The 13604-nt window shown below is 30.5% G+C and carries 15 protein-coding genes; 2 read left to right on the top strand and 13 right to left on the bottom strand.

The window, feature by feature from the left end:
• Window positions 1-122: 122 nt before the first annotated feature.
• Both fbaA and tamL read right to left on the bottom strand, forming a co-directional pair.
• On the bottom strand, window positions 123-1190 hold the full coding sequence (gene fbaA / locus ABD771_RS03235; RefSeq protein ID WP_345090588.1) for a class II fructose-bisphosphate aldolase: 1068 nt from the start codon (window positions 1188-1190) through the stop codon (window positions 123-125).
• Between the two features lie 50 nt (window positions 1191-1240).
• Window positions 1241-3787 carry a translocation and assembly module lipoprotein TamL gene (tamL, locus tag ABD771_RS03230; RefSeq protein WP_345090584.1) on the bottom strand — a complete coding sequence of 849 codons (2547 nt, stop codon included), beginning with the start codon at window positions 3785-3787 and terminating at the stop codon, window positions 1241-1243.
• Window positions 3788-3823: 36 nt separating this feature from the next.
• Between tamL and ABD771_RS03225 the strand changes: the two genes are divergently transcribed.
• Window positions 3824-4552: a TrmH family RNA methyltransferase gene (locus ABD771_RS03225; RefSeq protein ID WP_345090581.1), complete on the top strand. Its 729-nt coding sequence runs from the start codon at window positions 3824-3826 to the stop codon at window positions 4550-4552.
• Here the strand turns inward: ABD771_RS03225 and porT are convergent.
• The 4 genes from porT to ABD771_RS03205 form a co-directional block, all read right to left on the bottom strand.
• On the bottom strand, window positions 4549-5253 hold the full coding sequence (porT, locus tag ABD771_RS03220; RefSeq protein ID WP_345090578.1) for a type IX secretion/gliding motility protein PorT/SprT: 705 nt from the start codon (window positions 5251-5253) through the stop codon (window positions 4549-4551). The two genes, ABD771_RS03225 and porT, sit on opposite strands and share 4 nt — an antisense overlap.
• Before the next feature lie 37 nt (window positions 5254-5290).
• Window positions 5291-6022 (bottom strand): bifunctional demethylmenaquinone methyltransferase/2-methoxy-6-polyprenyl-1,4-benzoquinol methylase UbiE, encoded by a 732-nt coding sequence (gene ubiE / locus ABD771_RS03215; RefSeq protein ID WP_345090575.1) that lies wholly within the window; start codon window positions 6020-6022, stop codon window positions 5291-5293.
• Window positions 6023-6107: 85 nt separating this feature from the next.
• Complete coding sequence (locus ABD771_RS03210) at window positions 6108-6590, bottom strand: dihydrofolate reductase (protein ID WP_345090572.1); 483 nt, start codon at window positions 6588-6590, stop codon at window positions 6108-6110.
• Complete coding sequence (locus ABD771_RS03205; RefSeq protein WP_345090569.1) at window positions 6590-6922, bottom strand: 2TM domain-containing protein; 333 nt, start codon at window positions 6920-6922, stop codon at window positions 6590-6592. Before ABD771_RS03205 ends, ABD771_RS03210 begins: the two co-directional genes overlap by 1 nt.
• 237 nt (window positions 6923-7159) lie before the next feature.
• On the opposite strand from ABD771_RS03205, the gene ABD771_RS03200 reads away from it, so the two are divergent.
• Complete coding sequence (locus tag ABD771_RS03200) at window positions 7160-7456, top strand: isoamylase early set domain-containing protein (RefSeq protein ID WP_345090566.1); 297 nt, start codon at window positions 7160-7162, stop codon at window positions 7454-7456.
• Window positions 7457-7507: 51 nt separating this feature from the next.
• Here the strand turns inward: ABD771_RS03200 and ABD771_RS03195 are convergent, their stop codons facing one another.
• The 7 genes from ABD771_RS03195 to ABD771_RS03165 form a co-directional block, all read right to left on the bottom strand.
• Window positions 7508-8470, bottom strand: coding sequence for a TonB family protein (locus ABD771_RS03195; RefSeq protein ID WP_345090563.1), 963 nt, complete (start codon window positions 8468-8470; stop codon window positions 7508-7510).
• 10 nt (window positions 8471-8480) lie between these two features.
• On the bottom strand, window positions 8481-9305 hold the full coding sequence (locus ABD771_RS03190; RefSeq protein WP_345090560.1) for a thymidylate synthase: 825 nt from the start codon (window positions 9303-9305) through the stop codon (window positions 8481-8483).
• 55 nt (window positions 9306-9360) lie between these two features.
• On the bottom strand, window positions 9361-9981 hold the full coding sequence (locus ABD771_RS03185; RefSeq protein ID WP_345090557.1) for a bifunctional nuclease family protein: 621 nt from the start codon (window positions 9979-9981) through the stop codon (window positions 9361-9363).
• A 149-nt stretch (window positions 9982-10130) separates the two neighbouring features.
• Entirely contained in the window at window positions 10131-11099 is a 969-nt protein-coding gene (locus ABD771_RS03180; protein WP_345090554.1) for an electron transfer flavoprotein subunit alpha/FixB family protein, read from the bottom strand.
• Between the two features lie 94 nt (window positions 11100-11193).
• Window positions 11194-11940, bottom strand: coding sequence for an electron transfer flavoprotein subunit beta/FixA family protein (locus ABD771_RS03175; protein WP_345090551.1), 747 nt, complete (start codon window positions 11938-11940; stop codon window positions 11194-11196).
• A 311-nt stretch (window positions 11941-12251) separates the two neighbouring features.
• The gene (locus ABD771_RS03170; RefSeq protein ID WP_345090548.1) at window positions 12252-12671 is read right to left on the bottom strand and encodes a hypothetical protein; all 420 of its coding nucleotides are present in this window, start codon (window positions 12669-12671) and stop codon (window positions 12252-12254) included.
• Between the two features lie 175 nt (window positions 12672-12846).
• Entirely contained in the window at window positions 12847-13392 is a 546-nt protein-coding gene (locus ABD771_RS03165; RefSeq protein WP_345090545.1) for a hypothetical protein, read from the bottom strand.
• Window positions 13393-13604: the final 212 nt, after the last annotated feature.

Genomic DNA, 13604 nt, shown 5'->3' with positions numbered 1-13604 from the left:
GTTAGAAGTTGGAAGTTAGAAGTTTCCTTCATACTTTATAATTCTAACTGTTTTATAATTCAATTATTTTTAACTTCGTACATCGTCTTTTTAATTCGTACTTCGTATTTCGTACTTCGTTCTTACAAAGTGTTTACGTTGTTTAAATCAGCAAATGCTTGCTCTAATCTTTTGTTGAAAGTAACTTCTCCTTCACGAACCCATTTTCTTGGGTCATAATGTTTTTTATTTGGTGAATCAGCACCTTCTGGATTACCGATTTGAGTTTTTAAATACTCAATATTGTTTACCATATAATCACGAATTCCTTCAGTGAAAGCAAATTGTAAGTCAGTATCTATATTCATTTTGATAACGCCATAACCAATTGCTTCTCTAATTTCTTCTAATGTAGAACCTGAACCTCCGTGGAATACAAAATCAACTGGATTTGAACCAGTATTGAATTTGTTTTGAACGTATTCTTGAGAGTTTTTCAAGATTTTTGGAGTTAATTTCACATTTCCTGGTTTGTAAACACCGTGAACGTTTCCGAAAGAAGCTGCTATTGTAAATCTTGGACTAACTTTTAAAAGTTCTTCATAAGCATAAGCAACTTCTGATGGTTGTGTGTATAATTTAGAACTATCAACATCAGAATTATCAACACCATCTTCTTCACCACCAGTAATTCCTAATTCAATTTCTAAAGTCATTCCCATTTTACTCATACGAGCTAAATAAGTTTTACAGATTTCGATATTTTCTTCAATTGGTTCTTCAGACAAGTCAATCATGTGAGAAGAATATAAAGGTTTTCCTGTTTCTGCAAAATGTTTTTCAGAAGCATCTAATAAACCATCAATCCAAGGTAATAGTTTTTTTGCACAATGATCAGTATGAAGAATAACAGTTGCGCCATAAGCTTCTGCTAAAGTATGAATGTGTTTTGCTCCAGCAATCCCACCAGCAATAGCCGATTTTTCGCCAGCATTTGAAAGTCCTTTTCCAGCGTTAAATTGTGCTCCACCATTAGAAAACTGAATGATAACAGGTGCATTTAATTTGGCTGCTGTTTCTAAAACACCATTGATGGTACTTGAACCAGTTACGTTTACAGCAGGAAGCGCAAATCCTTTCTCTTTTGCATAAGCAAAAATTGCTTGAACTTCATCTCCAGTGGCAACTCCGGGTTTGATATTGTGTGACATCTTGTAGTTATGTTTTTTAGTTAAGTTTACAAAAGTAAGAATTTCTAAAATTAGAAAGGATAATTTATTCCAATATTTAATACTGATTTAGAAAAATTCAATTCTCTAAACCATCTTTCGTTTTCAATTTTTGAAGGATTATAGGTTTTAAATCCGAGGTCAAATCGCACTACAAAAAGGCCTTGGTCGTATCGTAAACCTACTCCAGTTCCTACTGCAAGTTCTTTCATTGATTCTAATCCTTTGAATTTATTTGCTTCATCAGTTACATTATCAAAAACATTCCAAATATTTCCGATATCAGTAAAAATCGCACTATTGAATTTTCCAAAAAGGTTATATCGAAGTTCCGCACTAAAAGCTAGTTTCATGTTGGCTTCATTAAAGTCGTTTATAGCGCCACTGCTTCCAGGGCCTAAACTGTAGGGTTGCCAAGAACGATTATCGTTAGATCCTCCAGAAAAATAACTTCGAGAAAAAGGAATGCTATTCGAATTTCCGTAAGGAACAGCTATTCCAGCAAAACTCCTCATAGCAATAACTTTTTTTGTACCAAAATTCCAATGTTTAATAAATTCAAATTCACCTTTTATGTATTGAGAATATTCTACTTCAAAGAAAGTGTTGGCGCCAGATTGATTTTCAAGTTGTTTAGAGGCTCTAGCTAAGATTGAGAGTAGATTTCCTGCAGATTCAATTTTAGTTTTATACGAATAGAAACTATTGTCGTTTAGACCTTTACTAGTGGTTTTAGAGTAGCTTAAATTCGCTGCAAAAATCAAGTTATTTTCGGTTAATCTTTTTCGTCTTTCTTCAATACTTCTAATGGTTTTTAAATCACTTGCGGCAATTGAACTTGATAAAGTACCAAATAAAGCATCGTTTACAAAACCATCTGTTCCTGATCCAATAATCAATTTGTTATTATCAAAATAGTCTGGATTAGTCGAATAATTATTTGCTAAAAGATTCAAAACATTATAAGAAGATTGATAAATATTGAAATAATTTCCAATGTTTACATTTTTAACAAATTGAATGTTTAATATATCAAATCGGAACGCTGTACTTCTTGTTGGTGTCCAATTGTAAGAAAAAGCACTTGTAAAGTTTTGCTTGTCCAATCCGATGTTTCTTTGTTTTGCAAAACCAACACTAATAGAAGTAGATGGAATCATGCTTTTTGCGATAATTTTTTCTGTATTAAATGGGAAGAAAATTCTAGGAAAGTTCAACTTGGCATCAATACCGATTTCTGATATGTTGAAAAAAGTATTGTTTGGATTGGCATTATCTCTTGATGCACCAACGTTTCCTCTAAATCCAATTTCAAAAGTTTCAGCTCCGTTAAATACGTTTCTAATTCCCATAGAAGTGTTACCTGAAATACCAAAATCTTGTATATTAGAATGTGTAAAATCTACCGAAGCACCAAAAGTATATTTCTTTCTAGGTGTTAAGAAAATATTTGCAATCAAAGCATTTTCATCTTTTGGGTCAACTTTATATTGAATAGTTGGATAGTTAAATACTTTTAGATTACTCAAATAACGAGTGGTAAGCACATTAGAATTATCAGAATACAGACTTCCTTTGGTAATGAAAACAGCATCTGTAATTGCTTTTGGACGGTATTTTAATTTGTTTTCGCTGTACAAGAAAAAGTCTTTGTATTCTAGACTATCTTTTATTTTTATATCGTTTTTGTTGGTTGTGTGGTCAGTATAAATGGCAACTTTACTTATTTTATATAATTTAAAAGGAGCGGTTTTAGAAGAATCATCTTCTCTGTAAGAATAATCTTTTATAAGTAATTTTACATTTGCTTTTTTGTTAGTGTCAATAGTGTCTAACTTGTAAGTAATGTAATTTTGTTGAAAAAGGAACGCACCGTTATTTCTAAAATGGGTTGTGATTCTATTTCTTTCATTATTAAAATCTTCTGTATTGTATTGTACATTTGATTTAATAATCGAATTGTTTTTTCTTGTTTGATATAACGAATCTAGTGCTGGAGTTTCAATTAAGGTTTTTAGAGAATCAATTATGTAAGGTTTTTTTAAATCAACATTATATTTAATTCCAATTTTTTTGGAAACGCTCGTGTCTCTTGTATAGTTTGCTTTTACATCAAAATAACCTTTGTTGTAATAGAAAGATTCTAATCTTCTAAGTGATTTTTTTGTACTAATTGTATCAAAAACCACTGGAGCTTCACCAGTTTTCATCAAGAAATTGCTAAATCCAGAAACTAGAAATGATTTTCCAAGACGATCAACTTGTTTTTCAGATAGTAATTTTGCTAAATTTTTTCTTCGATTAGGTTTTTTTGCCAACCATTTTGCATAAGAAGTGTCGGCGTTTTTCTTTGCGAGATTGAATAAATTCAGACGTAGACGATACCCAAGAATGGAACTATTGGGTTTTTGATACAATTGAATAAACACATCTTCTTGCTTGGTCTCTTTATTATCAACAGTTATTTCGTTTTTAACAAGAAGTCGTTTTCCAGCAGGCACTTTTTTTGTGACATTACAAGAGACAATTATGAGTCCGATTAAAATAAATAATGATATTTTTGTAACGTGTTTTTTCAATGGGTTGGAAAATTTAATTCAAAAGTACATTTTTTTATGGTTAGTAAAAACCAAATAAAGCTAATTACGAGTTTACAACAAAAAAAATTCAGACAAATTCATCAATTGTTTATTGCTGAAGGTGTAAAGGTAATCCAAGAACTCTTACAATCAAATTTCGTGCTAGAACATTTGTATGTAACTCAGAATATTTTTGAAACAATAAGTTCTGATAAAAAAACACAAATTTCCGATCAAGATTTGAAAAGGATATCTTGTTTATCAACGCCTAATAATTGTTTGGCATTATTTCAAATTCCAGAACAAAAGCCAAGAAACGACAAGGGTTTAATAGTTGCTTTAGACGATATTAGAGACCCTGGAAATTTAGGTACAATTGTTAGATTGTGTGACTGGTATGGTATTGATCAAATGGTTTGTAGTGAGCAAACAGTTGATGTTTACAATCCAAAAGTAGTTCAGGCAACAATGGGTTCGATTTCTAGAGTTTCTGTAGCTTATTTGGATTTAGAGAAATATCTAAAAAGAGCAAGTACACCAATTTTTGGAACTTTTATGGATGGAAAAAATGTTTACAAAGAAAATTTACCTCAAGAAGGAATTTTAGTTTTAGGCAATGAAGCCAACGGAATTTCAGAAAAAATAGAAAAATTAGTTTCCGATAAATTGGCTATTCCTAGATTTGGTGATTTACAACAAACAGAAAGTTTGAATGTAGCAACAGCAACAGCCATTTTCTTAAGTGAGTTTAAAAGAAATTCTTAGTGGAAAGTGAAATTTACAAAAATACCACGAGACTGCATAGATTTGATATTTCCTGTCCAAGGACTATTAGGGTTGTTATCACGAATTAGCTCGTCATTCAAGCCAAAAACACCTCTAATAGAAGGAGAGAATTTGAAATATTCTAGATATAAATCAACTCCAAACCCAATTTGATAGTTTTGTGTCCAAGGTTTTACTCTAAAACGCTGTTGATAATTATCATCTATAGATTTAGAATTACTTGCAAGGTTTAATGTTGCAGAAACTCCACCTACAAGATAAGGTCTAATATTTCCAGTTCTTAATGAAGAAAATTTCACTAATAAAGGAAAATCAATATAGGTTGATCTTACTTCTCTCTCGGCATCAAGCTTTTTGGTAAAACCAGAGTAAGTTAGATTTCTTTGCGAATAATAAAGACCTGGTTCAAATCTCAAATCAATATATTCATGAAGTCTAAGGTTTCCTACTAAACCAACATTAAAACCAGTATTTCTCTTTACGGCAATATCAACATCTGGTGTATCTAAATAATCAATTTTAAAATCATAGATATTAAATCCTAAAAAATAACCCCAATGAACTCGCTGTTTGTCGAAGTTTTCTAAATTCAAAATTGGGTTTTTAGAAAAAATTCCTTTAGATTGCGAGTACGTCGTAATGCTAAGTAATAATAGTATAATATAAAGTAGTTTCTTCATTTTAATTTGGCTTGAACTTAATCAAACGTACCTATTTTTATTTTTTTGTTGCTTTGTAAATGGTTGCAACTCCAAATGTTTGTGGCTTTGCTTCAACATCTATAAACCCAATTTTTCTCAAAATATTGTTTAACTTCTCACCATAAGGAAAAACAGAGGCAGATTCAGATAAATATCCGTACGCAACATTGTCTTTCGAGAAAAGTTTTCCAATGATAGGTAAAATATTTTTACTATAAAAATTATATCCTTGTTTGAAAAGTGTTTTTTCTGGAACAGAAGTTTCTAAAATAACAAAAATCCCTTGTGGTTTCAGTACTCTCAAGATTTCTGAAAGCCCTTTTTCAAGTGTTTCAAAATTTCTAATTCCAAATGAAACTGTTATTGCATCAAAGTGATTGTCTGGAAAAGGCATGTTTTCAGAATCGCCTATTACCATGTCAATGATATGCTCTAATTTTTTTTCCGCAATTTTCTTTTTTCCTACTTCAAGCATTCCAGCAGAAATGTCTAATCCAATAATTTTTTTGGCTTTAGTTTTGGTCATTAATATTGCTAAATCACCAGTTCCTGTGGCGATATCTAAAATGTTTTCAGGATTTTTAGCACTTACAAGGTCTAAAACTTTCTTACGCCATTTCACATCAATTCCAAAAGAAATTACACGGTTTAGACCATCATAATTTTCTGAAATGTTATCGAACATTTGAGTAACTTGTTCTTTTTTTCCTAAAGTAGAATCTTTATATGGAGTAATATTTTTTGACATTTTAAGCGCTTTTTAGGGTGCAAAAGTACAAATAATAAAAGTCAAAACATCAAAAACAAAATCTAAAAGTATCTTAATAAAGCGATTACTTTTTTACAAAAGTTTGAAAGGTAAAGTCAAAATTATGTTTTTCGTCTTTGGTGTGATGTTCTTCAAAAATTAATTTCCATTCATTGAGATTGATCTCAGGAAAATAAGCATCTGCATCAAAACTAGCATGAACTCTTGTAAGTTCAATTTTATCGGCAAAATCAATAGATTGGTTGTAGATTTCTGCGCCACCAATTATAAAAACTTCTGCGCCTTTTGGGCTAATTTCAATAGCTTTTTCTATTGAATTTACAACGTAACAGCCTTCAACTTTGTAGCTTTTTTGTCTTGTAATAATTATGTGCGTTCTGTTGGGTAATGGTTTAGGAAAACTTTCAAATGTTTTTCTTCCCATAATGATGTAATGGCCAGAAGTTATTTGTTTGAAACGTTTAAAATCGTTAGGTAGGTGCCAAACTAATTGATTGTCTTTTCCTAAAGCATTATTTTCAGCCGCAGCTGCTATGAGAGTTATCATTAAACAATTTTTTTATTTTCAACTTCGTTTTTAAGTTGTTCTATTTTTTTTTCTTGCATGGTCATCAAACGATTAATTTGTTCTCGTTCCCAGTTTTTGTTCATGAAACTATCTGTTATGAAGACTTTAATAAAATGCAAAATAAATAAGAAAAACCAAGTTGTTATAACCCAAATATACCAATTTGTTGGTTCTCCGATATTCATCCATTTATTCAATGCAAATATAAAAATGCTTCCAGTGAAAAATAAAACAAAATGAAAATATAAACCTTTTTTTTGTTTAATTCTTCTTCGTGCGTATTCATACATTTCGTGTTGTTCTGTATTCATAAGTCGAAAATTTGAATTTAAAGATACAATTATTTTTGAAATTATAAAAATGATAAATGGATATTATATATTAAGAAAACGTTTTCTTATTTTAATATCAAAATTTAACTGCTTAAAAATTAAGAATGTATCTTGTTTTTTTGAGCAATAATGATAAAATAACAATTCTTAATTTCGATGTAAAATCGATGTTTTTATTCCTTTACTTTGCTGCATTAATCTATAAATGAAATGGTTATGGCAATTAAGAAACAATTTATAAAAACAAAACCAGTTTGTAAAGTTACTTTTTCTCTAGAAGCAAAAGAAGCAAATACAGCTGCTGTTGTTGGTGATTTCAATAATTGGAATCCAACAGAAGGAGAATTATCTAAGTTAAAAAACGGAACGTTCAAAGCAGCTTTCGATTTACCAAAAGATAATTCATTTGAATTTAAATACATCGTTGATGGTTCTTACATAAACGAACCACAAGCAGATAGCTATCGTTGGAATGAATTCGCAAATGCTGAAAACAGCGTTTTAGAAGTATAGGTTTAGTTTGTTTGTTTAAAAATCCGTTTAGCGAAAGTTAAGCGGATTTTTTTAATATGCTTTGAGTGATATAGGCATTGTATATGTATTATCAACTTTAATTCCTCTCGACAAACCTGGAATAAAGTCATTATGTTTTTTTATGACTCTGATGGCTTCTTCATCCGCTTCGGTTTGTAAACTTCTAATTGTTTTTATGTTGGTAATTTTGCCTTGTGAGTTAACAACAAAGGATGTTATTACTTTTCCACTAACTTTTAAATTTTCAGGTTGATTATAATTTTTTGCTATAAAATTGTAAAAAGCTGAAATTCCTCCCTTGGGTTCAGGGTTTACATTAATAACATTGTAATTATATTTTTGACCATTTTCATCAGTGCTGATTCCAGAAATTAGAATTCCTTCATTATAAGATTCTTCAAAGCTGTATTTATACTTTTTATTTGAACCAATCCAAGTGCCTTGTTTTAATCCATTTAGAATGGATCCACTTGAAATTGAATTATTTTTCGAATCGTTGATTAAATTTTCATCATCAATATAATTACCAATGCCATTGCTGACTTTTTGATTATTTTCTAAATCCCAAAAATTATTTATTTTAAGAATTGATTCAATTTTTTTTTCTTTATTTTCAACCAGAAAGTATTCACCTTCTAACTTCTTGATGCCATTTTCATACCAAAACTCACACCTTCCTATTTTATAGCCCTCTTCGTAGTTGATTACTGATTTTTGATTTCCATTTTCAAAGAATGAGCTAATCTCTCCATTTTTCATAAAATGGTCTTTATTTAGCGAGTTGCCTTTACTTTCAATCTTATCTGAATTGTAGTATTGAGTAAATAAGTATTCTTTCTTTTCTAGATGGTAGTCTTTAACAATTCTATAATATACTTGACTATCCTGAGAAGTTTCTATAAATAAGGAGTCTAAATAAACAATTTTATTATTTAACTTTTGAGCAAAAAGAACTTCTGTAAAAAGCAAAAAGAAGAAAATAATTTTTTTCATTGTAAATAAATTATACAGCAACAATACCTTTAATATGTGGATGTGGGTCATATCCTTCTAAAGTAAAATCTTCAAATGTAAAATCGAAAATATTTTTCACATTAGGATTTAATATCATTTTTGGAAGTTGTTTTGGTTCACGAGACAGTTGCAATTCCACTTGTTCAAAATGATTGTTGTAAATATGTGCGTCGCCAAAAGTGTGAATGAATTCGCCAACTTGTAAATCACAAACTTGTGCTATCATCATGGTGAATAACGCATAAGATGCAATATTGAAAGGAACGCCCAAGAAAATATCGGCACTTCTTTGGTACAACTGACAAGATAATTTTCCGTCGGCAACATAAAATTGAAAGAAGGCATGGCATGGAGGCAAAGCCGCTTTTCCATTGGCAACATTTTCAGAAAATGATTTTGATGTATCTGGTAAAACCGATGGATTCCAAGCCGAAACTAACATTCTTCTGCTGTTTGGATTGGTTTTTAATGTCTCGATTAATTCGGTGATTTGATCAATTTCTTCACTATTCCAATTGCGCCATTGGTGACCATAAACCGGACCTAAATCGCCGTTTTCATCAGCCCATTCGTCCCAAATTTTTACGCCATTTTCTTTTAAATAGCCTATATTGGTATCGCCTTTCAAGAACCAAAGTAATTCGTAAACTATAGATTTTAGATGCAACTTTTTAGTAGTAACCATAGGAAAACCTTCGGCTAAATCAAAACGCATTTGATAGCCAAAAACACTTTTGGTTCCTGTGCCTGTTCGGTCACCTTTTTGAGTTCCGTTTTCTAAAACGTGTTTAACTAAATCGTGGTATTGTTTCATTTTTTCAGCTTTTAGTTTTTAGCTTTTAGCTTATTGCTAAGAGCTAATTGCTTTTTTATGATTCTCTTTTTGAAATTTCATCTCTTATTCTTGCTGCTTTCTCGTAATCTTCGTCTTGAACTGCGCTTTCTAAAAGTTCATGAAGTTCAGATAAACTTAGTTTTGCATAAGAATTTTCAGTATTTGAATCGCTTTCAATTCCGAAAGTTTCTGGAGTTGAAAGTGCGCCATCATCTTCTGTATTTTCGTTTTCTGATGGATTGGCATTCAAGTAAATTCCGGCTTTATCAAGAATATTTTTATAGGTAAAAATCGGCGCAGAAAAACGCAATGCTAATGCAATAGCGTCAGAAGTTCTAGCGTCAATAATCTCTTCAATTTTGTCTCTTTCACAAATGATACTGGAATAGAAAACACCATCAACTAGTTTATGAATGATTACTTGTTTAACTACTATATCAAATCGGTCTGCAAAACTTTTAAATAAATCGTGCGTTAATGGTCTTGGAGGTTTGATTTCCTTTTCTAAAGCTATTGCGATGGATTGTGCCTCAAAAGCTCCAATGACGATTGGTAGTTTTCTTTCTCCATCAACTTCGTTTAAAATCAAGGCATAAGCTCCATTTTGGGTTTGACTATACGAAATTCCTTTTATGGTAAGTTTTACTAAACTCATTTTTATATTTTATCAAATTTGGAAAACAATAATACTTTGTATTTGTATTGATTGCAAAGTAACAAAAAACTTTCTCTTTTTTAAACAAAAAAAATAAGCTACCTAAAAATAATTTCAGATAGCTTATCACGTTTGATTTAGTTTTATTTTTAGCTATTATTTGCTTTAAATTCTTTTAATTTTTGAGTCAATCTTGGAACAATGTCTAAAGCATCACCAACAATTCCGTAATCAGCTACTTTGAAAAATGGCGCTTCTGCATCAGTATTGATAACCACTTTCACTTTAGAAGAGTTGATTCCAGCGATATGTTGAATTGCACCAGAAATTCCTACTGCAATATATAAATTACTTGCAACTGGCTTTCCTGTTTGACCAACGTGCTCACTGTGAGGTCGCCATCCAATATCAGATACTGGTTTAGAACATGCAGTTGCAGCTCCAAGAACAGAAGCTAATTCTTCAATCATTCCCCAATTTTCTGGACCTTTCATTCCGCGTCCACCTGAAACAACGATATCAGCATCTGCAATAGTTACTTTTCCTGTTGTTTTCTCAACAGATTCAACTTTTACTGAAAAATCGGCATCGTTTAATGTTGGTGCAAAATCTTCTTCAGATAAAGAGGAAGCAGTTTCAACTAAACCAAAAGAGTTTTTGCTAATTGAAAGTACTTTTACATCTGTTGAAATTTCAGTGATATTGAATGCTTTATTTGAAAAAGCGGTTCTTTTAACTTGAAATGGTGAAGTTGAAAGTGGTAATCCAACAACATTTGAAGCAAAACCTGCTTCTAATCCAACAGATACAAGAGGAGCAAGGTATAAACTGTCTGTTGTTGAAGAAAGTACAATTACTTTTGCGCCTTCTTTTTGTGCAGCTTGTTTTACTACATCTGCGTAAGCTTTTGCGTTAAAGTTAGCCAACTTATCGTTAGTTACTTTTAAAACTTTATCTACACCATATTTAGATAACTCAGAAACATTTCCTGCGTTAACTGTTACAGCGGTTACCGTTGTGCCAAGTGATTCGGCAACTTTTTTTGCATAAGACGCTAATTCGAAAGCTACTTTCTTGAATTTTCCGTCTGCTGATTCTGCATATATTAATACTGACATAATAATTTAGGATTAAGGATTTTTTTAATTAAGGATTTTGAGAGTTAGGAGTTTAGATTAAGGATTTTAAATCCCAATTCCAGAATCCTAATTCTTAAATAACTTTTGCTTCGTTGTGTAATGCGCTAACTAATCCGTCTAAATCGTCAGCTGAAAACAATTTTACTGCCGATTTTGCTGCTGGTTTTTCAAATTTCACCGCTTTAGTGTTATTGTCAGCTGCTACTGGCTCAAGTACAGTTAAAACTTTAGTTCTTGCTGTCATAATTCCTCTCATATTTGGAATACGTAGGTCTTTTTCTTCAACCAAGCCTTTTTGTCCACCTACAATTAAAGGTAACGATGCAGAAACGATTTCTTTTCCACCATCAATTTCTCTTCCTACTTTTGCAGAAGTTCCATCAACGGTCATTTCAACAGCTGAATTTACAAAGTTATATCCTAGTAAACCTGCTAACATTCCTGGAACCATTCCACCATTATAATCTAATGATTCTTTTCCGCAAATTACTAAATCGTAACCACCAGATTTTACAACTTCTGCTAATTGTTTTGCAACAAAGAAACCATCAGTTGGAGTTGCGTTTATACGAATGGCTTCGTTCGCTCCAATAGCTAATGCTTTTCTTAAAGTTGGTTCTGTATCTGGTCCGCCAACATTCACAACCGTTACGTTTGCTGCTTGTTGTTCTTGAAACCAAATGGCTCTTGTTAATCCGAATTCATCATTTGGATTGATAACATACTGAACTCCGTTGGTGTCAAATTCAGAATCGCCATTCACGAAGTTGATTTTTGAAGTAGTATCAGGCACATGGCTGATGCAAACTAATATTTTCATTATATATTTTTTAAAAAGTTTTTTCTGAGTGTAAAAGTATAAAATATATTTCGAATATTTATATGCGCGCATACTATTTTTTAAAAAAAGTCAGTATTATATCGATTTCGCTGATATTACAAGGAAGCCAAACTGAAGATTTAACTTTTGTTGAATTAAAATTTCGATGAATTCAGATGGAGTTGAAAAGAAGTGCTTTTTTATTTAAGTAATTTTGATACAGATTTTTGAAAACTTGATTGGTTATTGTTTGAAATTAATTTCTTTGTGGGCACGGAATCCAATTCCGCGAGATCGGTTTAGTATTTAATTCAACTATTATATTTTAATTTCTCTAATAATGGAATTGAATAGAACCAATAAAAAATAGTTATAGAAATAATGATAATCCAAACAATTGTCCCACCAATTCTGTTTTCTTTATCTGATAATTTATCAAATTCTTCAACAATGTTTTTCCATTTATTTTGATATACAAATAAATACCAGTTAAGAACACTAACAATTAAACCAAATATTAACATTCCTAAATCTATTATGTCATCAGAAGAAACCATTGGTACATTAAAAAAGTAATGATAACAAGTATCCATAGCACAATAAAGCCAAATGCTTAAAGCTAAAATTGTTATATAAGCTTTCCAATCACTCCACCATCTTGAATAAGTAGAACTTTCATAAAACCTATATAATTTATAAAAAAAATATTGATATGCTTTTAATAGTACCATAGTTAGAATTTTAAAGCAGAATTATTTAAAATGGGTGACCTATCATTTTTTGATCTTGGTTTTCTGTTGGTGTAGCTATTTCAGAAGATTTAAACCCGATAGCGCGGATTTGCAATCCGTGCCAAAATTCTAAAACAGAGCAATCGGTTATTACTTAATATCTCTTAAACATTAATTAATCTACTTTTGTTAATTCATATTTCTTAAGATTAAGATTGGGCTGAATTAAGAACAATTCATTTTTTTCTATACTAATACTTTCTATTCCATAATAATTATACTCAGTTTCATCAAAACTACTTCGTCCTTTATAGATTTGTTTTAATTCGTCTTTGTTTCTGACAAAATATGTTCTTTTTAATGAGATGTAGGATTTCCTATCGTTTTCTAAATCATAAAAATAAGTTGAGTCTTTATAAATATCTGAAATGCCTGCCCAACCAGTATATCCTTTCTTTCTGATTGAAATAATTAAAATTTTTTCTTTATATAAATCAAAAAAATAATCGTAATCGTTAAATGTTTTTATTATTAAACTAGAATCTTTGTAGATTATATTTTGGTGTTTTCTTGAAACTCCAATTTTAGAAAACGAGACAAATAAGTTATTGTCAGAATTATTAACTATACATTTTAAATCATAAATAACTTCATTCTTCTTCTTAATTACGCAAGAAAAACTAATTATCACTATAATAATTGATATTATTATTTTCTTCATTTTCAATAATATGGTATTTCTTTATATTTCTAAATTTCTTTCGAACCTCATTTTCGAAACACTTGATAGTTTAGTTTAATCCGTGCCAAAATTCTACATCAAAACAAATCTAACAAATTAATCACTTAATTCAAGTTTTCTTTTTTGATTTTTTGAGAGTAATAATTTTTTTGAGTAATCGGTTTAAATGTTATTCAAGCAATTAAAAAAAT

This window comes from Flavobacterium chungnamense, from assembly GCF_039539165.1.
Classification (GTDB): Bacteria; Bacteroidota; Bacteroidia; order Flavobacteriales; family Flavobacteriaceae; genus Flavobacterium; species Flavobacterium chungnamense.
Note: the sequence above shows the minus strand (reverse complement) of the source record. Positions and strands in the feature narration are given on the sequence as shown.

What these genes read in the sequence shown, in the direction of transcription:
- fbaA (WP_345090588.1), bottom strand. Translation starts at nt 1,190, where the DNA reads ATGTCACACAATATCAAACCCGGAGTTGCCACTGGAGATGAAGTTCAA.
- ABD771_RS03225 (WP_345090581.1), top strand. Translation starts at nt 3,824, where the DNA reads ATGGTTAGTAAAAACCAAATAAAGCTAATTACGAGTTTACAACAAAAA.
- porT (WP_345090578.1), bottom strand. Translation starts at nt 5,253, where the DNA reads ATGAAGAAACTACTTTATATTATACTATTATTACTTAGCATTACGACG.
- ubiE (WP_345090575.1), bottom strand. Translation starts at nt 6,022, where the DNA reads ATGTCAAAAAATATTACTCCATATAAAGATTCTACTTTAGGAAAAAAA.
- ABD771_RS03210 (WP_345090572.1), bottom strand. Translation starts at nt 6,590, where the DNA reads ATGATAACTCTCATAGCAGCTGCGGCTGAAAATAATGCTTTAGGAAAA.
- ABD771_RS03205 (WP_345090569.1), bottom strand. Translation starts at nt 6,922, where the DNA reads ATGAATACAGAACAACACGAAATGTATGAATACGCACGAAGAAGAATT.
- ABD771_RS03200 (WP_345090566.1), top strand. Translation starts at nt 7,160, where the DNA reads ATGGCAATTAAGAAACAATTTATAAAAACAAAACCAGTTTGTAAAGTT.
- ABD771_RS03195 (WP_345090563.1), bottom strand. Translation starts at nt 8,470, where the DNA reads ATGAAAAAAATTATTTTCTTCTTTTTGCTTTTTACAGAAGTTCTTTTT.
- ABD771_RS03190 (WP_345090560.1), bottom strand. Translation starts at nt 9,305, where the DNA reads ATGAAACAATACCACGATTTAGTTAAACACGTTTTAGAAAACGGAACT.
- ABD771_RS03185 (WP_345090557.1), bottom strand. Translation starts at nt 9,981, where the DNA reads ATGAGTTTAGTAAAACTTACCATAAAAGGAATTTCGTATAGTCAAACC.
- ABD771_RS03180 (WP_345090554.1), bottom strand. Translation starts at nt 11,099, where the DNA reads ATGTCAGTATTAATATATGCAGAATCAGCAGACGGAAAATTCAAGAAA.
- ABD771_RS03175 (WP_345090551.1), bottom strand. Translation starts at nt 11,940, where the DNA reads ATGAAAATATTAGTTTGCATCAGCCATGTGCCTGATACTACTTCAAAA.
- ABD771_RS03170 (WP_345090548.1), bottom strand. Translation starts at nt 12,671, where the DNA reads ATGGTACTATTAAAAGCATATCAATATTTTTTTTATAAATTATATAGG.
- ABD771_RS03165 (WP_345090545.1), bottom strand. Translation starts at nt 13,392, where the DNA reads ATGAAGAAAATAATAATATCAATTATTATAGTGATAATTAGTTTTTCT.